The sequence below is a fragment of the Chelativorans sp. M5D2P16 genome (assembly GCF_034427935.1).
Classification (GTDB): Bacteria; Pseudomonadota; Alphaproteobacteria; order Rhizobiales; family Rhizobiaceae; genus Chelativorans.
This window is the reverse complement of sequence record NZ_JAXQNM010000023.1, coordinates 148,396-170,850: the sequence shown is the minus strand read 5'-3', so window position 1 is coordinate 170,850 and position 22,455 is coordinate 148,396. Positions and strand designations below refer to the sequence as shown.

Genomic DNA, 22,455 nt, shown 5'->3' with positions numbered 1-22,455 from the left:
TGTGTTCCGCAAGGGTGAAAAATCAGCGTTACCTTCCGGTTAACGCAGCATCAGAACCTGGCAGGGCTCACCCGCCTCGCTCGCGCGGGCGCCGGGCTCACGCAGAATGAGCGCGTTGGCGTCGGCAAGCGTGGTCAGCATGGAGGAATCCTGAACCGTGAAGGGCGTGGCAACGAGCCCGCGCGGACCGTTCTCGACGCGCGCACGCACATAATCGCGGCGCTCATCGTTTGCCTTCATCGGCGCGGCCAGCTCGGCCGCACGCAGATCCGGTGCGAAGGAGCGGCCGCAAAGCCCGGCGATGAGCGGGCGCAGGAAGAGATGCGCGCAGACGAGGCTGGAGACGGGATTGCCGGGCAATCCCAGGACGCGGCTTCCCTGCAGGCGGCCGAATATCAGCGGCTTGCCGGGCCGCATGGCGATCCTCCAGAAAGCGAGTTCCATACCTTGTGCCGTCAGCACCTCGCGCACGAGGTCGTGCGCACCCACGGAAACCCCGCCGAGTGTCACGATCAGGTCCGCATCGGCCGAAAGCGCCCGGGAAAGTGCATCGGCTATCATCGCGCGGTCGTCGGGCACGATGCCGAGGTTGAGAATGTCGGCGCCGTCCTGACCGGCCAGGGCAGCGATGCCGAAACTGTTCGAGGCGACGATCTGGTCGGGTCCGGGAGTGGTTCCCGGCGGCACGAGTTCGTCGCCGGTCGCGATGATCGCGACAAGCGGTCGGCCGACCACGGCAAGTTCCGGATGCCCCGCTGCGGCCGCCAGCGACAGGGCTGGCGGATCGAGCAGACGGCCGGCGTCTAGAACGGTCGCGCCGTCGAAGAAATCGAGCCCCGCGCGCCGGATGTGGCAGCCTTCCGCCACCGTTTCGACCGCTTCGATCCGCCGCCCCTCGGCGACAAGGCGGGCGTTTTCCTGGATGAGAATGGTGTCGGCGCCGGATGGCACCGGCGCGCCGGTGAAGATGCGCACCGCCTCGCCATGACCGACCGTTCCGGAAAATCGCCGGCCCGCCGCCGATTCGCCGATCACTGCGAGTTCCGCGGGAACGGCAGCCACGTCGGTAGCGCGAACCGCATAGCCGTCCATGGCCGAGGCGTCGAAGGGGGGCTGGGTGCACCGGGCTTCCACGGGAGCAGCTAGAATACGCCCGGCTGCTGCGTCCAGCGGTATTTTCTCGGCTGCAAGCGGCTCTACACCCTCCAGAATGCGTTCGAGTGCCTCGTCAACCGGAAGCAGTGCCATCGCCGGCCTCGTCCATACGCCAGTCACCCGATCTGCCGCCCGCCTTTTCCTTCAACCGCACGGCGCCGATGACCATGTTCTTGTCCAGCGCCTTGGCCATGTCGTAGATGGTCAGGCAGGCGACGGAAACGGCCGTGAGCGCCTCCATCTCCACGCCGGTCTTGCCCGTCAGCGCGGCCGTCGCCTCGACCCGCAGCCCGGGGAGCGCCTCGTCGGGCGCAATCTCCACGGCAATCTTGGTCAGCGCCAGCGGATGGCACAGCGGGATGAGGTCGTGAGTCTTCTTGGCCGCCATGATGCCGGCGAGCCGCGCCACCGCGATGACGTCGCCCTTCTTGGCGTTTCCTTCCTGGATGGCGCGCAACGTCTCCGGGGCCATGGTCACCGCGCCCACTGCCACCGCCGTGCGTTGCGTGTCCTGCTTTGCACCGACATCCACCATCTCGGCGCGCCCGTCGGTAGCGAGGTGAGTGAGGTGGTGCTTCTCCGTTTCCGCCATTTCAGCCGGCCGCCTGCATATCCGCTCCAAGCCCGAGCAGGGCGCTTGTGGCCACCGCGACATCCTCCTGGCGCATCAGGCTTTCACCGACGAGAAAGCTTTCGATGCCCGACTTTGCCAGCCGGCGGCAATCCTCATGGGTGAAGATCCCGCTCTCGCCGATGACGATGCGGCCGGACGGCACCTGCGGCGCCAGTCTCTCGCAGGTCTCAAGCCTCGTCTCGAACGTCCTGAGGTCACGGTTGTTGATACCGATGAGCGGCGAGGAAAGCTGAAGCGCGCGTTCGAGCTCTGCCTCGTCATGCACTTCAACGAGCACATCCATGCCGAGCTCGCCCGCGGTTTCTTCGAGCGCCTTTGCTTCGTCGTCCGAAACGCTCGCCATGATGACGAGGATCGCGTCTGCCCCCCAGGCCCGGGCTTCATAGACCTGATATGGTTCGAACATGAAGTCCTTGCGCAACGCGGGGAGGCCGGCGGCCTCCCGTGCATTGGTGAGGAATTCCGGCGCACCCTGAAAGGAAGGCCGATCCGTCAGCACCGACAGGCACGCGGCACCACCGCGCTCGTAGGCGCGGGCCAATTCTTGCGGGTCGAAATCGGCGCGGATGAGGCCCTTGGAGGGGCTCGCCTTCTTGATCTCCGCGATGAGCGCAAGGCGGCTTTCCGCATGCTTGGCCTTCAGCGCGGCGGTGAAGCCGCGTACCGGACCGGCATCGCGGGCGCGCGCGGCGATCTCCGCCTGGGGAAGAGCCGCCTTAGCCGCGGCGATCTCCTCGCGCTTGTACGCCTCGATCCTGCGCAGAATATCGGCCATGGGCGTCTCGTTCCGTTTCACGATTTCCGGTTGGACACGTCGACGAGCTTCTCCAGAACGGCAAGCGCACGGCCCTCGTCGAGCGCCCGGGCGGCGATCGCCACGCCGTCCTTCAGCGTTTCAGCCCTGTCGGCCACGACAAGCGCGCCGCCGGCATTGAGCAGCGCGATATCGCGGTAGGCGTTGCGCTCGCCCTTAAGCACCGCGCGCAGCGCCTTGGCGTTGTGCTCACCATCGCCGCCCTTCAAGTCGGCCAGGTCGGCCCGCGGCAGGCCGGCCTCTTCCGGCGTGACCTCGAAGCTGCGGATTTCCCCGTCCGCCAGCTCTGCGACGCGCGTGGTCCCGGCGGTGGTCATCTCATCAAGCCCGTCTCCATGCACCACCCAGGCCTTCTCGGCGCCGAGAGTCTTCAGGACGTGGGCGAGGGGTTCCACCCATTCCGGCGAGAAGACGCCGATCAGCTGGCGCTTCACGCGTGCCGGGTTCGACAGCGGGCCGAGCAGGTTGAAGATCGTGCGCGTGCCGAGCTCGACGCGGGAAGCGCCGACATGGCGCATGGCCGCGTGGTGGGCAGGGGCGAACATGAAGCCGGCGCCGGCTTCGGCAATGCAGGCGGCGATGCGCTCGGGCCCGATTTCGATGTCGACGCCGAGTGCAGCCAGGCTGTCGGCGGCGCCCGAACGCGAGGACAGCGCGCGATTGCCGTGCTTGGCTACCGGCACGCCGCAGCCCGCAACGACGAAGGCGGCACAGGTGGACACGTTGTAGGTGCCCGAGCCGTCGCCGCCGGTGCCGACGATGTCGATCGCCCCTTCCGGTGCCGCGACGGGCAGCATCTTGGCGCGCATGGTCTGCACCGCGCCGGCGATTTCGTCCACCGTCTCCCCGCGCACGCGCAACGCCATCAGAAAGCCGCCGATCTGGCTCGGCGTCGCCTCGCCGGACATGATGATGTCGAAGGCCTCGCGCGCATCGGCAAAGCTGAGCGGCGTGCCCGCGGCCACCTTGGCGATATGTGCCTTGAGGTCCATGAACAGCCTCAGAAGCTCAGCGCCTGCTGCATCGCCCCACGATTGACGGAGATCTCATGCTCCGTCTCCAGTTGTGCGATGAGCTGGTCGAGAAGATCGTTCGAGATAGCCCGTCTCATCGAGCCGGCGACCTCTTCCGGCACCATTTCAGGCGAAGCCGAAGCCGGCTCGAAGACCTCCGTGACCTGGAAGAGAAACTGTCCGTCGCCGGCCGGATTGGGGAAAGCGCCCGTTCCGCCCTTCGGTACGCCGAACGCGGCAGCGACGCCGGCACGGCCCAGATCGGCATCGTCGGCCTCGCGCTTCAGGCCACGCTTGACTGCCTTTTGCTGGCCGATCTCGGCGGCGATCTCGTCCAGTGTCTTGCCGCCTTCGAGGTCCTTCTGGAACCTGGCGGCCATTTCCGACAGTCGCCGCGCGGCCTCGGCGTCGGTCCAGTCCTCCACGACCTCGTCCCGCACTTCGTCCAGCGTGCGGTCGCGGGCGGGGATGACCTCCTCGACCTCGTAGAAGAGATAGCCGTTGGTGCCGAGATTGATCGGCCTGTTCTCCAGGCCTTCCTCGGTCTCGAAAGCCTGACCCAGCAATTGCCGCGAGGCCGGGAGATCCTGGACGAGCGAGCCGTCGGGCCTGCGGCCGGAGCTGTCGACGGCCTCGACCGTCTGCATGGCCAGTTGCTGGCTTTCGGCCGCTTCCTGCATGGTCTGGCCGGCGGCACGGGCATCCTCATAGGCCTCATAGGTGTCCAGAACCAGATGGCTGGCCTCTGAAAGCGCCAGTTCCTGGCGGATCTCCTCGCTCACCTCCGCCAGCGGTGTCGCTTCTTCCGCCGTGATCTCCGTGACGCGCAGGATCACCGGACCGAAGGCGCCCTCGACGACATCGCTCACCTTGCCTTCAGGCAGCGAGAAGGCGGCTTCGGCTACCGCCTCGTCGGCAATCCCGTCGCGGGTGAGGGTGCCGAGATTGACGTCCTCCATGCTCTTGTTCTGCATCGCCACGAGGTCTTCGAAGGTCGCCCCGGTGCGTATGCTCTCGAGTGCCGCCGCTGCGTCTTCTTCCGAGGCGAAGGCGATCTGCTCGATCGTCCGGCGCTCGGCCGTCGTGTAGCGTTCCCGGTTCTCCTCGTAGGAGCGGCGCACCTGCTCGTCGGAAATGACCGACGGATCGATGATGTCCTCCGGCTCCAGCTTGACGTAGTTGATCTTGCGGTACTCGGGCGCGGCGTAGTCGCTCTGACGCTCCTCGAACCAGTTCGCAAGCGTTTCCTCGCCGGGCGGTTCGATGGGCTCGACCAGCGAGCGGGGCAGGGGGACATATTCCATCGTCCGGCTTTCGCCTCGATAGAGCGCCACATTGGTCAGAAGCGTCTCCGGAACCGAGACGTCGCCCGCGACGGCGTCGACGATCTGCTGGCGAATCGCCGCTTGCTCGCGATTCCTCAGATATTGCTCCGGGCGCATCCCCGCCTGGTTCAGCACGAACTCGAACTGCTGCCGGTTGAAGCGGCCGTCGGCGCCGCTGAAGGCCGGATCGGCGGCCGTCAGTGCAGCCACTTTCTCTTGCGACAGTCCCAGGCCCATTTTCCGGGAGGTCTCGTCGAGCAATGCACCGGCGGTAAGCTGCGAGAGCACCTGATTGTCGACCCCGAACGCCTCGGCCTGCGCGCGCGTCAGCCGCGTGCCGAGCTGCTGCGACAGCTCCGCCACCCGGCGGTCATAGGCCAGCCGGTAATCGAGAACGGAAACGGAGGTATTGCCGACCGTTATCACGTCGCCGCCGCCGCCGGTGAACATCTGGCCGGAAATGCCCCACACGGCAAAACTCAGGACGAGGAGGCCGAGAAGCAGTTTCGCGATCCAGGTGCTTGCGGCGTTTCTTAGGCTGTCGAGCATGATGCGTTCGCTGTCTTTCCAACTTTTCTTATCCCAGAGACTGCGCAGCCTCCATCCGAAGTCCCAACAGCCTCCAGTGTGGCAATAGCGCCCTTAAAAGCCACTGTCGATTGCTTTGTGGCCCCTTTTTGGTAGGGAACACGGATCGAACGGACGAGACAAGGAACGGTGAGCCCCATGACGACCTCCATCCGCCCCCTCATTGCCGGCAACTGGAAAATGCACGGCACCGGCGCATCCCTGGGTGAGTTGAAGGTGATCGGGGAGGGTTTCTCATCCGCTGCGGGCGCCGACATCGAAGGCCTGATCTGTGTGCCGGCCACGCTCCTTTCAAGGGCGCGCGAGACGCTCGACGGCACGCCCGTGTTCGTCGGCGGTCAGGATTGCCATGCCGAAGAAAGCGGTGCCCACACCGGCGACATCGCCGCCGAGATGCTGGCCGATTGCGGTGCGAGCCACGTGATCGTCGGTCATTCCGAGCGACGCACCGACCATGGAGAGAGCGACGCCGAGGTGGCCGCAAAGGCGAAGGCGGCGTGGCGGGCGGGGCTCGTTGCGATCGTCTGCGTCGGCGAGACGCGGCAACAACGCGAAAGCGGCGAGACGCTGGCCATCCTTTCCCGCCAGATCGCCGGCTCTCTTCCCGCCGGGGCGACGGCAGAAAACACCGTCGTCGCCTATGAGCCGGTATGGGCGATCGGCACCGGTCTCACGCCGACGTCCGAGGACGTCGCTGAGGCCCATGCGCATCTGCGCGCGGAACTCGGACGGGCGATCGGTGCGCAAAGCGCCGGCGTTCGAATTCTCTACGGCGGCTCGGTCAAGCCGGCCAATGCCCGTGAACTGCTCTCCGTCTCCAACGTAGACGGCGCACTGATTGGCGGCGCCAGCCTGAAGGCGGCGGATTACCTCGGCATTTGCGAGGCAACCAGGGCAAATTGACCGATCGCGCCCGCGCGTCTCCTTGCATGCGCTTCACATGCGCCTATCTTGGCAGCGGGACTTGGAAAAGGGGCCAAAGGCGTGTAATGAGCCGCGTCCGCAGGCAAGCGCCCGCGCCGCGACAGACCGCCGGAAGGAAACATGCAAACCATCATCATCGTCATCCATTTGCTCGTCGTGATCGCGCTCGTGGGCACGGTCCTCATGCAGCGATCCGAGGGCGGAGGGCTCGGCATCGGCGGTGGCTCCGGTTTCATGAGCGCGCGGGGCGCTGCGAATGCGCTGACCCGCACGACGGCAATCCTGGCGGCCGCATTCTTCGCGACCTCGCTGGCCCTGTCGCTTATTGCCCGTTATCAGGGGCAACCGACGGACATCTTCGACACCCTTCCGGCGAGCGAGACGCAGCAGGAAGACGGTGGCGGCGCCGGCATTCTCGACGAACTCGGCGGTGGCGAGACCCCGGCACCACCCACGGGGACCGAGGCGCAACCCGCGCCTGCCGGTGAACAGCCTGCTCCGACCCAGCAGCCCGGCAATCCCGAGCCGCGGGTGCCGACCGGCGAATAGGCCGCCCCCCAAGACGGTTCGGCGCCGGCCGCTGAGCGGCTGACCACGACCCGATCAAAAAAGAAGCGGACAGGGCAATTTTGCTCTGGCGAAATCGTCCGCGTCCGGTTAAGCGATGAGTCCCATGGCGCGATATGTATTCATCACCGGCGGCGTGGTTTCCTCCCTTGGCAAAGGCATAGCGGCGGCGGCACTCGGTGCGTTGCTGCAGGCGCGCGGCTACCGCGTGCGCATCAGGAAGCTCGACCCCTATCTCAACGTTGATCCGGGCACGATGTCGCCCTATCAGCACGGCGAGGTGTTCGTGACCGACGACGGGGCCGAAACGGACCTCGACCTCGGACACTACGAGCGTTTCACGGGGCGCTCGGCCAACCGGCACGACAACATCACCACCGGCCGGATCTACCAGAACATCATCGAGAAGGAGCGGCGCGGCGACTATCTCGGCGCGACGGTTCAGGTCATCCCGCACGTCACCGACGAGATCAAGCAGTTCATCCTCGAAGGCAACGACGATTTCGATTTCGTCCTGTGCGAAATCGGCGGCACGGTCGGCGATATCGAGGCCATGCCCTTCCTGGAAGCCATCCGCCAGCTCGGCAACGAGCTGCCGCGCGGCAACGCCATCTATGTCCATCTCACACTGATGCCGTGGATCCCGGCGGCCGGCGAGCTCAAGACCAAGCCGACGCAGCATTCGGTGAAGGAACTGCAGTCGATCGGCATCGCGCCCGACGTCCTGCTCGTGCGGGCCGACCGGGAAGTCCCGCCGGAGGAGCGGCGCAAGCTCTCGCTTTTCTGCAACGTGCGCGAATCGGCGGTCATCCAGGCGCTCGACGTAGCGAATATTTATGACGTGCCGACGGCCTATCACCGCGAGGGACTCGATTCGGAGGTGCTGGCCGCCTTCGGCATCGACCCGGCGCCCAAGCCGCGCATGGAGCGTTGGCAAGAGGTTGCCGAGCGCATCCACAACCCGGAAGGCGAGGTCACCATTGCCGTGGTCGGCAAGTACACCGGCCTCAAAGACGCCTATAAATCGCTCAACGAGGCGCTGGCCCACGGCGGTATGGCCAATCGCGTGCGCGTCAATCTCGAATGGATCGAATCGGAGATCTTCGAGGAGGAAGACCCCGCACCGTGGCTTGAAAAGGTGCACGGGATCCTGGTGCCCGGCGGCTTCGGCGAGCGCGGTTCGGAGGGCAAGATCCTGGCCGCCAAGTTCGCACGCGAGCGCAAGGTGCCTTATTTCGGCATCTGCTTCGGCATGCAGATGGCCTGTATCGAGGCGGCCCGGTCTCTGGCCGGAATCGAAAAGGCGTCCTCGACCGAGTTCGGCCCGACGGACGAGCCGATCGTCGGCCTGATGACCGAATGGCTGAAGGGCAACATGTTGGAGAAACGCACAGCCGCCGGCGACCTCGGCGGCACGATGCGGCTGGGCGCCTATGACGCTCGCCTCGCGCCGGGCTCCAGGATCGCCGCGATATACGGCAGGGAGGCGATTTCCGAACGCCATCGCCACCGCTACGAGGTAAATATCGGCTATCGCGAGAAGCTCGAGGAATGCGGCCTCGTCTTCGCCGGTCTCTCGCCCGACGGGGTGCTGCCGGAAACGGTGGAATATCCGGACCATCCGTGGTTCATCGGCGTGCAGTACCATCCGGAGCTGAAGAGCCGTCCCTTCGAGCCGCATCCGCTCTTCGCCTCCTTCATCGAAGCGGCGGTGGAGCAGTCGCGGCTGGTGTGACGAGGCGAAAGAGGCCTGAGGAGATATGGGCATGAATCCCAATCCGCGCGTGGACATAGGCAGGGCGGTCTTCGCCAATGATGCGCCGCTGGCGCTCATCGCCGGGCCGTGCCAGCTCGAATCGCGCGGCCATGCCTTCGATGTGGCAGGCGCGCTCAAGGAACTGACGGACAAGCTCGGGATCGGCTTCGTCTACAAGACCAGCTTCGACAAGGCCAACCGCACCTCGCTTACGGGCAAGCGCGGCGCCGGGCTGGAGGCGGCGCTGCCGGTCTTTGCCGATCTGCGCCGCGAGTTGGGCGTGCCGGTGCTGACCGACGTACACACCGAGGAGCAGTGCGGCGCCGTGGCCGAGGCCGTCGATGTCCTGCAGATTCCCGCTTTTCTGTGCCGGCAGACCGACCTTCTGATAGCCGCGGCAGCGACCGGCAAGCCTGTGAACGTCAAGAAGGGCCAGTTTCTCGCCCCCTGGGACATGAAGAACGTCGTCGCCAAGATCACCGGCTCGGGCAACGCCGACGTTCTGGTGACCGAGCGCGGCACGTCCTTCGGCTATAATACACTGGTCACCGACATGCGCGGCCTGCCGCAGATGGCGGAGACGGGTGCGCCGGTGATCTTCGACGCCACGCACTCGGTCCAGCAGCCGGGCGGGCAGGGCGGTTCCACCGGGGGCGAGCGCCGTTTCGTGGAGATCCTGGCGCGCGCGGCGGTCGCCGTCGGCGTGGCCGGCGTCTTCATCGAGACGCACGAGGATCCCGACAACGCGCCGTCCGACGGGCCGAACATGGTGCCGCTCAAGGACATGCCGGCGCTTCTGGAACGTCTGATGGCATTCGACCGGATTGCGAAAGGGGCGTAAGCCGCGCCGTCCAATCGATCGGATGCGCAGCATTGTCTTTTTCGCCGCGTGCGGTATGAGAGGCGCGATTTGTCTCCACGCCAATTCGAGCCAGAGGACATCCCATGACTGCCATCGTCGATATCGTCGGACGTGAAATTCTCGATAGCCGCGGCAATCCCACCGTCGAGGTCGACGTCGTCCTAGAGGACGGCTCCATGGGCCGCGCGGCGGTTCCTTCCGGGGCGTCGACGGGTGCCCATGAAGCGGTCGAGCTCAGGGACGGGGGACCGCGATTCCTGGGCAAGGGCGTGACCCAGGCCGTCGAGGCGGTCAATGGCGAGATCTTCGAGGCCGTCGGCGGCATGGAAGCCGAGAACCAGATCCAGATCGACCACACCATGATCGAGCTCGACGGCACGCCGAACAAAGCTCGCCTCGGTGCCAACGCCATTCTCGGCGTCTCGCTGGCCGTCGCCAAGGCGGCAGCCGAAGCCGCCGACCTGCCGCTCTACCGCTATGTCGGCGGCGCGGCTGCACATGTTCTTCCCGTGCCGATGATGAACATTGTCAACGGCGGCGCGCATGCCGACAACCCCATCGATTTCCAGGAATTCATGGTGATGCCGGTGGGCGCGGAAAGCCTGCGCGAGGCTGTCCGCTGGGGGGCGGAGATTTTTCACACGCTAAAGGCAGGACTGAAGGCGTCCGGGCACAACACCAATGTGGGCGACGAGGGCGGCTTCGCGCCGGGCCTGAAAAGCGCCGAGGAGGCGCTCGACTTCATCATGAAGTCGGTCGAGAAGGCCGGCTACAAGCCGGGTGACGACGTCGCGATCGCGCTCGATTGTGCGGCGACCGAGTTCTTCAAGGACGGCAAATATGTCTATGAGGGCGAGGGTCAGACGCGCGACGGCAAGGCGCAGGCCGAGTATCTCGCCAAACTTGCCGCCGACTATCCCATCATCTCCATCGAAGACGGCATGGCCGAGGACGATTTCGAAGGCTGGAAGATCCTGACCGAGCGCATAGGCGACAGGGTGCAACTGGTCGGCGACGATCTGTTCGTCACCAACTCGGCCCGTCTCAACGACGGCATCAAGATGGGAATCGCGAACTCCATCCTCGTGAAGGTGAACCAGATCGGCTCGCTGACCGAGACGCTGGACGCGGTGGAGACCGCGCACAAGGCCGCCTATACCGCGGTGATGTCGCACCGCTCCGGCGAGACGGAGGATTCAACCATCGCCGACCTGGCCGTCGCCACCAATTGCGGGCAGATCAAGACCGGCTCGCTTGCCCGCTCCGACCGTCTGGCCAAGTACAATCAGCTCATCCGTATCGAGGAGGAGCTCGGTCGACAGGCCCGTTATGCAGGGCGGGGAATCCTGCGCGGCTAAACCCTCCGTTAAGCAGGATATGGCCATATGCGGCGGAAGGATATCGCCGCATGTGGACCCGCCATCACAAACGTCGCAATACAGGCCGGCTGATCGTGCCGGCGATCGCCATCTTGGTGCTGAGCTATTTCGGCTTCCACGCCTATCATGGCGATTATGGCCTCAATGCCAAGGCGAGGCTTGAGACGCGTGCCGCCACACTTGAGGAAAAGCTCGAGGCGCTGCGCAAGACGCGTGGCGAACTCGAGGAGCGCGTGAGCCTGCTCAGCGACGGCACGCTCGAGAAGGACATGCTGGACGAGCAAGCGCGGCGAGCGCTCAATCTCGCCCAGGACAATGAAATCGTCATTTTTCGCAATCGAGGCGATTAACTGGATTTAAGTTAATAGCCTAATCATCAAGCAATTTCAGTCCCTTAAACGACATAACAGCCATGCGTAATTGCAATGGCACAAAACCACGCTCCGTGATAGCGTCCCGCCCGCTGACGAGCCTCCTCGGACATGGACTGTCGTCTGTCGTGGACTAGATCTCTTTCCTGCGGCAGTATGGCGCCCAAAGCCGAGTTCCGCACGTCTGCCAAGAGACATTTTCTAGGGAGTGATCGATGGCGACAGCCGCCAGGAAAACCTCTTCACGATCGACATCGGCGAAATCGCGCAGCGGCGGCAAGTCCGCGGCCGCCGCGACGGGCACGCCGGCGGTCAGGACGCCCAAGCCGGAGGAGTTCAAGAAGGAGCAGGAACTGTCCGCCTATCACGAGATGCTGCTCATCCGCCGTTTCGAGGAGAAGGCGGGCCAGCTCTACGGCATGGGACTGATCGGCGGCTTCTGCCACCTCTATATCGGCCAGGAAGCGGTGGTCGTGGGGATGCAGATGGCCCTCAAGGAGGGCGATCAGGTGATCACCGGCTATCGCGATCACGGTCACATGCTGGCGACCGGCATGGACCCGCGCGGTGTGATGGCCGAACTGACGGGGCGTCGGAGCGGCTATTCCAAGGGCAAGGGCGGCTCCATGCACATGTTCTCCAAGGAGAAGCATTTCTACGGCGGCCACGGCATTGTCGGCGCGCAGGTGCCGATCGGCACCGGCCTTGCTCTGGCCAACCGCTATCGCGGCAACGATCACGTATCGCTGACTTATTTCGGCGATGGCGCGGCCAATCAGGGCCAGGTCTATGAAAGCTTCAACATGGCCGCGCTGTGGAAGCTGCCGGTGGTCTACATCATCGAGAACAACCGCTACGCCATGGGCACATCGGTCTCGCGCTCTTCGGCCGAGACGAATTTCGCGCATCGCGGCCTGTCCTTCAAAATTCCCGGCATTCAGGTCGACGGCATGGATGTACGCGCGGTCAAGGCCGCCGGCGACATGGCCGTCGAGTGGTGCCGTTCGGGCAAGGGGCCGATCATCCTGGAGATGCAGACCTACCGCTATCGCGGGCATTCCATGTCGGATCCGGCGAAATACCGGTCCAAGGACGAAGTGCAGAAGATGCGCTCCGAGCACGATCCCATCGAGCAGGTGCGGCGGCGGCTCATCGAGAAGAAGTGGGCAAGCGAGGACGAATTGAAGGCGGAGGACAAGAAGGTCCGCGACGTCGTGGCCGATGCGGCCGATTTCGCGCAGGCCGATCCCGAGCCCGATACGTCCGAACTCTACACCGATATCCTGCTTTAAGGGGGGAGTTGCCCATGCCCACGGAAATTCTCATGCCCGCTCTCTCTCCGACCATGGAGGAGGGCAACCTCGCCAAATGGCTGAAGAAGGAAGGCGACGCCGTCGCGCCCGGCGACGTGATCGCCGAGATCGAGACCGACAAGGCGACCATGGAAGTGGAAGCTGTCGACGAAGGAACGATCGGCAAGATCCTCATCGAGGAAGGTGCGGAAGGCGTGAAGGTCAACACGCCGATCGCGCTTCTGCTCGGCGAGGGTGAAAACAGCGAGGACCTCGACAAGGCGCCCGCAAGCGCACCGCCGGCGCAGGCGCAGGCACCGGCCGAGGAGCCCGCCGAGCAGAAGACGGAGGACACGCCGAAGCCCGCCGCCGCGCCAAAGGCCGAGGCGCAGCCCCTTCCGGCCGATCCGGACATTCCCGAAGGCACGGAGATGGTCAAGACGACCGTGCGCGAAGCGCTGCGCGATGCCATGGTCGAGGAGATGCGCCGCGACGAGGACGTCTTCGTCATGGGCGAGGAAGTCGCCGAATACGAGGGCGCCTATAAGATCACACAGGGGCTTTTGAGCGAATTCGGCGAAAGGCGCGTGGTCGACACGCCGATCACCGAGCACGGCTTCGCCGGCGTCGGCATCGGTGCGGCTTTTGCCGGCCTGAAGCCCGTCGTCGAGTTCATGACCTTCAATTTCGCCATGCAGGCGATGGACCAACTCGTCAATTCCGCCGCCAAGACGCTGTATATGGCCGGTGGCCAGATGGGCGCGCCCATCGTCTTCCGCGGGCCCAACGGCGCGGCCGCCCGCGTCGCCGCCCAGCATAGCCAGGATTATGCCGCCTGGTACGGCCACATCCCGGGTCTCAAGGTCGTGATGCCTTACACGGCCGCTGATGCCAAGGGCCTCCTCAAGGCAGCCATTCGCGATCCCAACCCGGTGATCTTCCTGGAAAACGAGATCCTCTACGGGCAGAGCTTCGAAGTGCCCAAGCTCGACGATTTCGTTCTGCCGATCGGCAAGGCCCGGATCCACAAGCAGGGCAAGGACGCGACGATCGTGTCCTTCGGCATCGGCATGACCTATGTCATCAAGGCCGAAGAGGAATTGCGCGGCATGGGGCTCGACGTAGAGATCATCGACCTGCGCACGATCCGGCCGATGGACCTCGATACGGTGATCGAATCGGTGAAGAAGACCAACCGGCTGGTCACCGTCGAAGAAGGGTTTCCGCAGTCCTCCGTGGGCGATCATATCGCCGCCCAGGTGATGCAGCGGGCTTTCGACTGGCTCGACGCGCCGGTGATCACCATCGCCGGCAAGGACGTGCCGATGCCCTATGCGGCGAACCTGGAGAAGCTTGCGCTGCCCAGCGTGGCCGAAGTCGTCGAGGCGGTGAAAGCCGTCAGCTACCGGGACTGAGGAGAGGGAGCCCATGCCGATACAAGTCACCATGCCTGCCCTCTCGCCGACCATGGAGGAGGGCAACCTCGCCAAGTGGCTGGTCAAGGAAGGCGACAACGTCTCTGCCGGCGATGTCATCGCCGAGATCGAGACCGACAAGGCGACCATGGAAGTGGAAGCCGTCGACGAGGGGACCGTCGCCAAGCTCGTCGTGCCGGAAGGGACCGAGGGCGTGAAGGTCAACGCGCTGATCGCCGTGCTTGCCGGCGAGGGCGAGGACGTCTCCGAAGCCGCCAAGGCGGTGGACTCCACCCCGGCCCCTCAAGCAAAGGCGCCGGAGGAAAAGGCCGAGAAGCCGCAGAAGGAAGAGGCGCCAGCCGAGCCGGCGAAGCCGAAACCCGACGGTGCCGCCGGGCAGGCCGAAGCGCCGCGCGCTGCCTCGCCGAGCAAGGACAGCGGCAATCGCATATTCGCCTCGCCGCTCGCCCGCCGCATCGCCAAGGACGCCGGCGTCGATCTCGCCGCCATCTCAGGCTCGGGCCCGCGCGGTCGGGTGGTGAAGGCCGATGTCGAGGCGGCGATCGAGGAGGGTACGGCTAAGGCGCCTGCCGCCCGCGCGCCGGAGGCACCCGCGCCGAAGCCGATGTCCGACGAGCAGGTGCTCGGCCTCTTCGAGGAAGGCACCTACGATCTGGTTCCCCACGATTCGATGCGCAAAACCATCGCGCATCGCCTTGTGGAGGCCAAGAGCACGATCCCGCATTACTATCTTACACTCGACTGCGAGATCGACGCGCTATTGGCATTGCGCAAGCAACTCAACGATGCCGCACCGATAGTGAAGGGCGAGGACGGCGACAAGACAGCCTATAAGCTGTCTGTCAACGACCTGATCATCAAGGCCATGGCGATGGCGCTGAAAGCAGTGCCGGAAGCCAACGTCTCGTGGACGGAAAGTGCCATGGTCAAGCACAAGCACGCCGATGTCGGCGTGGCAGTCGCTCTTCCCGGCGGGCTGATCACGCCGGTGGTGCGGCGCGCCGACGAGAAGACGCTTTCTGCCATCTCCAACGAGACGAAGGATCTCGCCGAGCGCGCGCGCAATCGCAAGTTGAAGCCACACGAATACCAGGGTGGGACGACGGCAGTTTCCAATCTCGGTATGTACGGGATCAAGGATTTCGCGGCGGTGATCAATCCGCCGCACGCGACGATCCTGGCTGTGGGTGCGGGCGAGCAGCGGGCCGTGGTGAAGGACGGCGAAATCAAACCGGCCACCATCATGTCGGTGACGCTTTCCGCCGACCATCGTGCGATCGACGGCGCGCTCGGAGCGGAACTGATCGCCGCCTTCAAGCGCCTGGTCGAGAACCCGTTTGCGATGCTGGTCTAAAGCTCCCACGGGGGAGGGGTGTTGGAGAGGGGCTCTGCCATGAAGACCATTCTCTGCTACGGTGACTCCCTGACCTGGGGCTACGATGCCGAAGGCCCCGGTCGCCACGCTTACGAGGATCGCTGGCCGTCGGTCCTTCAGGCGAAGCTCGACGGCACGGCGCAGGTCATCCCCGAGGGGCTCAATGGCCGTACCACGGCCTATGACGACTGGCTGTCGGGCGCGGACAGGAACGGCGCCCGGCTTCTGCCCGCCTTGCTCACCACCCACGCGCCTCTCGATCTCGTCGTCATTCTCCTAGGGTCGAACGACATGAAGCCGTTCGTCTGCGGTCGCGCCATCGGTGCGAGGCAGGGCATGCAGCGGCTGGTCGACATCGTTCGCGGCCACGACTACCCCCTCGACGCCCCGCCGCCTTCAATCCTTCTGGTCGCGCCGCCGCCGCTTTGCGCGACCGACGATCCCGATTTCGCGGCGATGTTCGATGGCGGCATCGCCGAATCGGCGAAGCTCGCACCGCTTTATGCGCAAGTGGCAAAGGAGACCGGCTGCGCGTTCTTCGATGCGGGGGCGGTCGCGCGGACGACCGCGCTCGACGGCGTTCACCTCGATGCACAGAATACGCGTGCCGTCGGCGCAGCACTTGAACCGGTGGTCCGGGACATCCTGGAAAGCTGAAGGAGGAGGGAAGAAGGTGGCCGATTACTCGACACGACATTCACCCCTGCGCGCCTCATGGGGCTGGCTTGCTTTACTCGGCGCAATTTCCCTGATCGGCGGTGTGCTCGCCTTGGCAAATCCGTTCGCGGCGACGATGACCGCCGCGCTTCTTGCCGCGTGGGCCTTCACGCTTTTCGGCGCATTGCAGATCATCCAGGCGTTTCGCCTGCGCGGCAACTGGTCCGTTTTCCTGTGGTCCCTCCTGCTCGGCGCGCTGACCCTGGCGATCGGCCTTTCGCTGCTCTTCAGGCCGATGGAGGGCATCATCTCGCTGACGGTTCTGGTGGCGATCATCTTCATCGTGCTGGGAGCCGTAAAGACCATGTACGCCTTCACCCTGCGGCCGCTGTCCGGCTGGGGCTGGGTTCTTGCCTCGGGCATCCTGTCCGTAATCCTCGGCGCCATGATCCTCGCCGAGATGCCGTGGTCGGCGTCGGCGGTCCTGGGCATCCTCCTTGCCGTCGAGCTTCTGTCCAACGGCATCTTCCTTGTGCTGATCGCGCTCGGGTTGCGCTCGGCAGGCCGGGGGTAGGGCGCGCGCCATGGAGAAGGACACCGAGGCCGTGGCATTGGCGAGTGGGGTGAGCATCCGGTCCGCGGCGCAGCGGCATGCCGCCGAACTGGCGATCCTGGTGGATATCGCCGCGCACGGCTTCGCGTCCTGGCTCTGGTACGGCGCGGTCATGAGGGGCGAAGTCGATACCGCAATGGAGCGGGGTCGCCTTCGCATGCGCGATGCGCGGAACCACGACAGCTGGAAGAATGCGTTGGTCGCGGAAATCGACGGCGAAGTCGTTGGAGCCTCCATCGGCTTCAGGGTTCCCGAAAGCATCCTGCAGGAGGAGCCGCCGCATCCCGCACTTGCGCCCTTGCTCGCGTTGCAGCAGCGCGCCGTCGGTAACTGGTTTGTCGACAGCCTCGCTGTCTACCGAGCACATCGCGGCAAGGGGATCGCCCGGGCGCTTCTCGGACACGAAGTCTCGCGCGGGGAGGGCCGGCCACTCAGCCTGATCGCGGAAAGCTGCAATGCGACGGCGCTCCGTCTCTACGAAGCATTCGGCTTCCGGCAGTTGGAGCGGCGGGATGCCTTCCCGATCCACGAGACGCGTGAACCGCACCAGTGGGTCCTCATGGAACGTCATTGAAAAGGCAGGGGTAAATGGCTGAAACCTACGACGTCATCATCATCGGCTCCGGTCCGGGCGGTTACGTCACGGCGGTGCGCGCCGCGCAGCTCGGCTTCAAGACGGCGATCGTGGAGCGCGAACATCTGGGCGGGATCTGCCTCAACTGGGGCTGCATTCCGACCAAGGCGCTGCTGCGTTCCGCCGAAATCATGCATTACGCGGAAAACGCCAAGGAATACGGGCTGAAGATCGACGGCAAGGTGTCGGCGGATGCGGGAGCCGTCGTCGAGCGCTCGCGCAAGGTCTCGGCCAGGCTCAACGGCGGCGTTGGCTTCCTGATGAAGAAGAACAAGGTCGACGTCATCTGGGGCGAGGCCAAGCTGACGAAGGCTGCCTCCGGCAACCAGCCCGGCGAGATCGTCGTCTCCAAACCGACCAAGAAGGCCATGGAGCCGCAGCCTGCTCCGCCGAAAAACACGCTCGGCGAGGGCACCTACAAGGCCAGGAACATCATCGTCGCCACCGGTGCCCGCCCGCGCGTCCTGCCCGGCATCGAGCCCGACGAAAAGCTGATCTGGACCTATTTCGAGGCTATGATCCCGAAGGAGATCCCGAAATCGCTCATCGTCATGGGTTCCGGCGCCATCGGTATCGAGTTCGCCAGCTTCTACCGCACCATGGGCGCGGAGGTGACCGTCATCGAGCTGCTTCCGCAGATCCTGCCGGTCGAGGACGGCGAGGTCTCTAAGTTCGCCCGGCGCCAACTGGAGAAGCAGGGGATCAAGTTCCGCACCGAAGCCAAGGTGACGAAAGTGGAAAAGGGCGCGAACAAGGTCACTGCACATGTCGAGACAAAGGACGGCAAGACCGAGACGATTGATGCCGAGCGCCTGATCTCGGCTGTCGGTGTCCAGGGCAATGTCGAAGATCTCGGCTTGGAGGCGCTCGGCGTGAAGGTGGAGCGCGGCACGGTCGTGGTCGACGGCTATGGCCGCACCAATGTCGGCGGCATCTATGCCATTGGCGATGTCGCCGGCCCGCCGATGCTGGCGCATAAAGCCGAGCACGAGGGCGTCGTCTGCGTGGAGAAGATCGCCGGCGTTCCGGGTGTTCACGCGCTCGACAAGAACAGGATCCCCGGCTGTACCTACTGTCAGCCCCAGGTCGCCTCGGTCGGACTGACGGAAGAACAGGCCAAGGAGACGGGCCGCGAGATTCGCGTGGGCCGCTTTCAGTTCGGCGCCAACGGCAAGGCCATCGCGCTTGGCGAGGACCAGGGCTTCATCAAGACCATCCTGGACAAGAAGACAGGAGAACTCCTGGGCGCCCACATGGTGGGTGCCGAGGTGACGGAGCTGATCCAGGGATTCGTGGTGGCGATGAACCTGGAGACAACGGAGGAAGAACTCATGCACACCGTCTTCCCACATCCCACCCTTTCGGAGATGATGAAGGAGAGCGTGCTTGACGCTTACGGGCGAACGCTCAACGCTTAGCAAGTCGCCCGGCTGCAACCAACGCGGGATTATGCCATACAGTTCTTGCAGTTCTTGCGAATCATCAACCAGAACAGGAGATTTCGAATGGAGGGTCTTGGTTGGATTTTGACGATCGTTATCGGTGGTATCGCCGGTTGGATCGCCGAGAAGATCATGAAGGCCGATCACGGCCTTTTGCTCAACATTGTTCTCGGCGTGGTCGGCGCGGTCGTCCTCAATGCCATTTTGTTCGCCGTGATCGGTAGCACTTTTGGCGGCATTATCGGCCAACTCGTCGTCGCAGTTATCGGCGCTTGCCTGCTGATCTGGCTTTATCGCCTGATCCGCGGATAGACCGACATCCACACCTTGGGCCCGCCTGTCATCGGCAGGCGGGCTTTTGCCATCCGCGGCAATCTCTATATGTGAAAGACGGAAGCAGGCCGGAAGGCTTGAGAAACAGAGGAAGTGATGGTCACAGTTCTCGACACCGTCTCGGCGAAGCCGCGTCCGCGCCATCCCGAAAAGGCGCACCGGCCCGACCAGGAGGTGATGCGTAAGCCTGACTGGATCCGGGTGAAGGCGCCCACTTCCAAGGGTTATCTCGAAACACGCCAGATCGTGAAGTCGAACAAGCTCGTCACCGTGTGCGAGGAGGCGGGCTGCCCCAATATCGGCGAATGCTGGGACAAGAAGCACGCCACCTTCATGATCATGGGGGAGATCTGCACGCGCGCCTGCGCCTTTTGCAACGTGACCACGGGCATTCCGGCACCCCTGGATGCGGACGAGCCGGCGAGCGTGGGCAAGGCCGTGCGCGAGATGGGGCTGAACCACGTCGTCATCACCTCGGTCGATCGCGACGACCTGAAGGATGGCGGCGCGCAGCACTTCGCGGACGTCATCCATGCCATCCGCGCGGCAGCACCGGGCACGACGATCGAGATCCTCACGCCCGACTTCCTGCGCAAGGACGGCGCGCTCGAGGTCGTCGTGGCCGCAAAGCCCGACGTCTTCAACCACAATCTGGAGACGGTGCCGTCCCATTACCTGACCGTGCGGCCGGGCGCGCGCTATTTCCACTCCATCCGGCTCCTGCAGCGGGTGAAGGAGCTCGATCCCACGATCTTTACCAAGTCCGGCATCATGGTGGGGCTCGGCGAGGAGCGCAACGAGGTGCTGCAGCTCATGGACGACCTGCGCTCCGCGGACGTCGACTTCATCACCATCGGCCAGTATCTGCAACCCACGCGCAAGCATCACCCGGTGAAGAAGTTCGTCACCCCGGACGAGTTCAAGTCCTACGAGACGGTCGCCTACAGCAAGGGCTTCCTGATGGTCTCCTCCAGCCCGCTGACACGCTCCTCCCATCATGCCGGCGAGGATTTCGCCCGCTTGAGGGCCGCCCGCGAGGCGCGCCTCGCGACGGCTCGGACGGCCTAGCATACCCATGCCGAAGCACGAGACGGTCCGGCGGGTGAACCATACGCCCGAGCAGATGTTCGCCCTGGTAGCCGATATCGAAGCCTATCCCGAATTCCTGCCCATGTGCGAAGCGCTGACGGTGCGCTCGCGCAGGGAGCGGGAAGGAGTGACGGTTCTGGTGGCGGACATGACCGTCGGCTACAAGGCCATCCGCGAGACCTTCACCAGCCAGGTGGTTCTGAGGCCCGCCGAGCACGTGATCGACGTGCGCTATATCGACGGGCCGTTCCGGTTTCTGCAGAACCGGTGGCGTTTCGATCCGGCCGAGGGAAATGCGACCGACGTCCACTTCTTCATCGAATACGAGTTCAAGAGCCGCATGCTCGGCATGGTCATGGGCGCCATGTTCGACCGCGCCTTCCGCATGTTTTCCGAGGCGTTCGAGCGCCGCGCCAACGCGGTCTACGGCGCGTCCGCCTGAACGGTCCTGAGCACCAGTTCGAGCGCCGTCGTCACGCTGTCGCGGCGCACGATGGCGCGCTCGCCGCCCAGAAACCGCCGGTTTTCGGCACGTGGTTCCTTATCCTTGACCGCCAGACCGAACCAGACGAGCCCCACCGGCTTTTCCGCCGTGCCGCCACCGGGGCCGGCGACACCCGTGACCGAGACCGCGATATCGGCATGCGAATGGGCGAGCGCTCCTGCCGCCATGGCGCGCGCGGTCTCGGCGGAAACGGCACCGTGCGCGGAGATTGTCTCCGGCGGCACACCCAGCATTTCCGCCTTCGCCGCGTTGGAATAGGTGACGAAGCCGCGCTCCAATACATCGGAGGCCCCGGCGAGATCGGTGATGGCGGCGGAAATCATGCCACCGGTGCAGGATTCGGCGGTGGCGAGCCTCAGGCCGCGCTGTCTCAGCGCCTCCAGCACCTTGACCGCCAGCATCTCGGTATCGCTCATTCTTCCCTCGCTCATTCCGGCAGGCTTCCCGGATAGACGACGCTGACAGTCGCCAGCGCCGCGATCCCTTCCTGCCTCCCGACGAATCCTAGCCGCTCGTTGGTCGTCGCCTTGATGGAGATGCGCTCCGGCGCAATGCCGAGCATGCTTTCGAGCGCCTCCACCATGACCGTCCGGTGCGGGCCGATCTTTGGCGCCTCGCAGATAAGCGTGATATCGGCATTGGCGATGCGCCCGCCGCGCTCGCGCACGAGCCCCACCGCGTGCTCCACGAAGAGACGCGAGGCCGCTCCTTTCCACTGCGGGTCGGTAGGCGGGAAATGGGTGCCGATGTCGCCGGCGCCGCAGGTGGCCAAAAGTGCATCGGTCAATGCATGGAGCCCGACATCGGCGTCGGAATGGCCCGTCAGCGTCCTGTCGTGATCGATCCTGACGCCGCACAGCATGACGTGGTCTCCCGCGCCGAAGGCATGGACGTCGTATCCGTTGCCCGTCCTGACATCCGGCATGCGCGCCGCAACTCCTTTCAGCCGTTCATCGGCGAGCGCCAGATCGCTCGCCCAGGTGAGCTTCACGTTGTCGGGCGAGCCTTTCACCAGGGTGACGGCGATGCCCGCCCATTCGGCGATGGCCGCATCGTCGGTGAAGGCGACCAGGCCTGCTTCCCGCGCCTTTTCATGGGCGGCGAGGATCGCCCGGAAGGGGAAGGCTTGCGGGGTCTGGGCGGCGTAGAGCCCGTCACGCGGCACGGTTTCGCGCACACGCATGTCGGCGTCACCACAGCGTTTCAGCGTGTCGGAGACGGCAACGGCGGGCAGGGCGCCTGCATCCCGCGTTACGGCGTCGACCACCCGGTCGATCAGGGCCCCGTCGACGAACGGCCGCACGGCATCGTGAATGACCACGATTTCCGGGCTGAGCCCCGCCAGCGATGCCAGTGCGAGGCGGGTCGATTCCTGGCGTGACGCGCCGCCGTCGACCTGGCGAAGGTCGCCGGGGATCCCGTCCGCCGCCGCCGCGAAAAGATCGGCATCCTGCGGGTGGATCGCGGTCACCACCACGTCGACGCGCGGATGAAGCGCGAAGGCTTCGATCGTGTGGCGGATCACCGGCTTGTCGCCGATCGGCCGGTATTGCTTCGGCCCGCTGGCGTTCTGCCCGGCGCGCTCGCCCCGTCCGGCGGCCACGATGACCGCGGCGATCCGACACTTCGTTGCCGCCTTGTCCTGTTCGAGAAGCGCATTCATGTTCGCGGGGAATAACCAGCGCCGAGGG

General features: G+C 64.9%; 23 protein-coding genes. 16 read left to right on the top strand and 7 right to left on the bottom strand.

Features of this window, described 5'->3' with window-relative positions:
• Positions 1–39: 39 nt before the first annotated feature.
• From glp to SIN08_RS10840, 5 genes are read right to left on the bottom strand one after another with little or no spacing between them, the layout of a single operon-like run.
• The gene (glp, locus tag SIN08_RS10860; RefSeq protein WP_322451595.1) at positions 40–1,248 is read right to left on the bottom strand and encodes a gephyrin-like molybdotransferase Glp; all 1,209 of its coding nucleotides are present in this window, start codon (positions 1,246–1,248) and stop codon (positions 40–42) included.
• A complete protein-coding gene (gene moaC, locus SIN08_RS10855) occupies positions 1,229–1,747 on the bottom strand; it encodes a cyclic pyranopterin monophosphate synthase MoaC (protein WP_322451594.1) in 519 nt (172 codons plus the stop codon). The genes glp and moaC overlap by 20 nt, the downstream gene beginning before the upstream one ends.
• A gap of 1 nt (position 1,748) precedes the next feature.
• Complete coding sequence (gene trpC / locus SIN08_RS10850) at positions 1,749–2,564, bottom strand: indole-3-glycerol phosphate synthase TrpC (protein ID WP_322451593.1); 816 nt, start codon at positions 2,562–2,564, stop codon at positions 1,749–1,751.
• Between the two features lie 17 nt (positions 2,565–2,581).
• Positions 2,582–3,595, bottom strand: coding sequence for an anthranilate phosphoribosyltransferase (gene trpD / locus SIN08_RS10845; protein WP_322451592.1), 1,014 nt, complete (start codon positions 3,593–3,595; stop codon positions 2,582–2,584).
• A gap of 8 nt (positions 3,596–3,603) precedes the next feature.
• Positions 3,604–5,490 carry a SurA N-terminal domain-containing protein gene (locus SIN08_RS10840; protein ID WP_322451591.1) on the bottom strand — a complete coding sequence of 629 codons (1,887 nt, stop codon included), beginning with the start codon at positions 5,488–5,490 and terminating at the stop codon, positions 3,604–3,606.
• A gap of 177 nt (positions 5,491–5,667) precedes the next feature.
• Between SIN08_RS10840 and tpiA the strand changes: the two genes are divergently transcribed.
• The 16 genes from tpiA (at position 5,668) to SIN08_RS10760 (ending at position 20,701) form a co-directional block, all read left to right on the top strand.
• Positions 5,668–6,432 carry a triose-phosphate isomerase gene (gene tpiA / locus SIN08_RS10835; RefSeq protein WP_322451590.1) on the top strand — a complete coding sequence of 255 codons (765 nt, stop codon included), beginning with the start codon at positions 5,668–5,670 and terminating at the stop codon, positions 6,430–6,432.
• A 141-nt stretch (positions 6,433–6,573) separates the two neighbouring features.
• On the top strand, positions 6,574–7,002 hold the full coding sequence (gene secG, locus SIN08_RS10830) for a preprotein translocase subunit SecG (protein WP_322451589.1): 429 nt from the start codon (positions 6,574–6,576) through the stop codon (positions 7,000–7,002).
• Between the two features lie 124 nt (positions 7,003–7,126).
• A complete protein-coding gene (locus tag SIN08_RS10825) occupies positions 7,127–8,755 on the top strand; it encodes a CTP synthase (protein ID WP_322451588.1) in 1,629 nt (542 codons plus the stop codon).
• Positions 8,756–8,786: 31 nt separating this feature from the next.
• The gene (gene kdsA / locus SIN08_RS10820; RefSeq protein WP_322451587.1) at positions 8,787–9,617 is read left to right on the top strand and encodes a 3-deoxy-8-phosphooctulonate synthase; all 831 of its coding nucleotides are present in this window, start codon (positions 8,787–8,789) and stop codon (positions 9,615–9,617) included.
• A 104-nt stretch (positions 9,618–9,721) separates the two neighbouring features.
• The gene (gene eno, locus SIN08_RS10815) at positions 9,722–10,996 is read left to right on the top strand and encodes a phosphopyruvate hydratase (RefSeq protein ID WP_322451586.1); all 1,275 of its coding nucleotides are present in this window, start codon (positions 9,722–9,724) and stop codon (positions 10,994–10,996) included.
• 50 nt (positions 10,997–11,046) lie between these two features.
• Positions 11,047–11,367 (top strand): septum formation initiator family protein, encoded by a 321-nt coding sequence (locus SIN08_RS10810; protein WP_322451585.1) that lies wholly within the window; start codon positions 11,047–11,049, stop codon positions 11,365–11,367.
• Between the two features lie 236 nt (positions 11,368–11,603).
• Positions 11,604–12,680, top strand: coding sequence for a pyruvate dehydrogenase (acetyl-transferring) E1 component subunit alpha (gene pdhA, locus SIN08_RS10805; RefSeq protein WP_322451584.1), 1,077 nt, complete (start codon positions 11,604–11,606; stop codon positions 12,678–12,680).
• A gap of 14 nt (positions 12,681–12,694) precedes the next feature.
• Positions 12,695–14,095 (top strand): pyruvate dehydrogenase complex E1 component subunit beta, encoded by a 1,401-nt coding sequence (locus tag SIN08_RS10800; RefSeq protein ID WP_322451583.1) that lies wholly within the window; start codon positions 12,695–12,697, stop codon positions 14,093–14,095.
• Positions 14,096–14,108: 13 nt separating this feature from the next.
• A complete protein-coding gene (locus SIN08_RS10795) occupies positions 14,109–15,470 on the top strand; it encodes a pyruvate dehydrogenase complex dihydrolipoamide acetyltransferase (RefSeq protein WP_322451582.1) in 1,362 nt (453 codons plus the stop codon).
• Positions 15,471–15,509: 39 nt separating this feature from the next.
• A complete protein-coding gene (locus tag SIN08_RS10790; protein WP_322451581.1) occupies positions 15,510–16,148 on the top strand; it encodes an SGNH/GDSL hydrolase family protein in 639 nt (212 codons plus the stop codon).
• Positions 16,149–16,164: 16 nt separating this feature from the next.
• Positions 16,165–16,722 (top strand): HdeD family acid-resistance protein, encoded by a 558-nt coding sequence (locus tag SIN08_RS10785; protein WP_322451580.1) that lies wholly within the window; start codon positions 16,165–16,167, stop codon positions 16,720–16,722.
• A 10-nt stretch (positions 16,723–16,732) separates the two neighbouring features.
• Positions 16,733–17,335, top strand: coding sequence for a GNAT family N-acetyltransferase (locus SIN08_RS10780; RefSeq protein WP_322451579.1), 603 nt, complete (start codon positions 16,733–16,735; stop codon positions 17,333–17,335).
• 14 nt (positions 17,336–17,349) lie between these two features.
• Complete coding sequence (gene lpdA / locus SIN08_RS10775; protein WP_322451578.1) at positions 17,350–18,813, top strand: dihydrolipoyl dehydrogenase; 1,464 nt, start codon at positions 17,350–17,352, stop codon at positions 18,811–18,813.
• Between the two features lie 87 nt (positions 18,814–18,900).
• Entirely contained in the window at positions 18,901–19,149 is a 249-nt protein-coding gene (locus SIN08_RS10770; protein ID WP_322451577.1) for a GlsB/YeaQ/YmgE family stress response membrane protein, read from the top strand.
• A gap of 117 nt (positions 19,150–19,266) precedes the next feature.
• Positions 19,267–20,238, top strand: a complete 972-nt coding sequence (lipA, locus tag SIN08_RS10765) for a lipoyl synthase (RefSeq protein ID WP_322451576.1) — start codon at positions 19,267–19,269, stop codon at positions 20,236–20,238.
• 7 nt (positions 20,239–20,245) lie between these two features.
• Positions 20,246–20,701 (top strand): type II toxin-antitoxin system RatA family toxin, encoded by a 456-nt coding sequence (locus tag SIN08_RS10760; protein ID WP_322451575.1) that lies wholly within the window; start codon positions 20,246–20,248, stop codon positions 20,699–20,701.
• On the opposite strand, the gene SIN08_RS10755 is transcribed toward SIN08_RS10760, so the two are convergent.
• Complete coding sequence (locus SIN08_RS10755) at positions 20,683–21,180, bottom strand: nicotinamide-nucleotide amidohydrolase family protein (protein ID WP_322451639.1); 498 nt, start codon at positions 21,178–21,180, stop codon at positions 20,683–20,685. The genes SIN08_RS10760 and SIN08_RS10755 overlap by 19 nt on opposite strands.
• Before the next feature lie 11 nt (positions 21,181–21,191).
• Positions 21,192–22,427, bottom strand: coding sequence for a bifunctional 2-C-methyl-D-erythritol 4-phosphate cytidylyltransferase/2-C-methyl-D-erythritol 2,4-cyclodiphosphate synthase (locus SIN08_RS10750; RefSeq protein WP_322451574.1), 1,236 nt, complete (start codon positions 22,425–22,427; stop codon positions 21,192–21,194).
• Positions 22,428–22,455 lie beyond the last annotated feature (28 nt).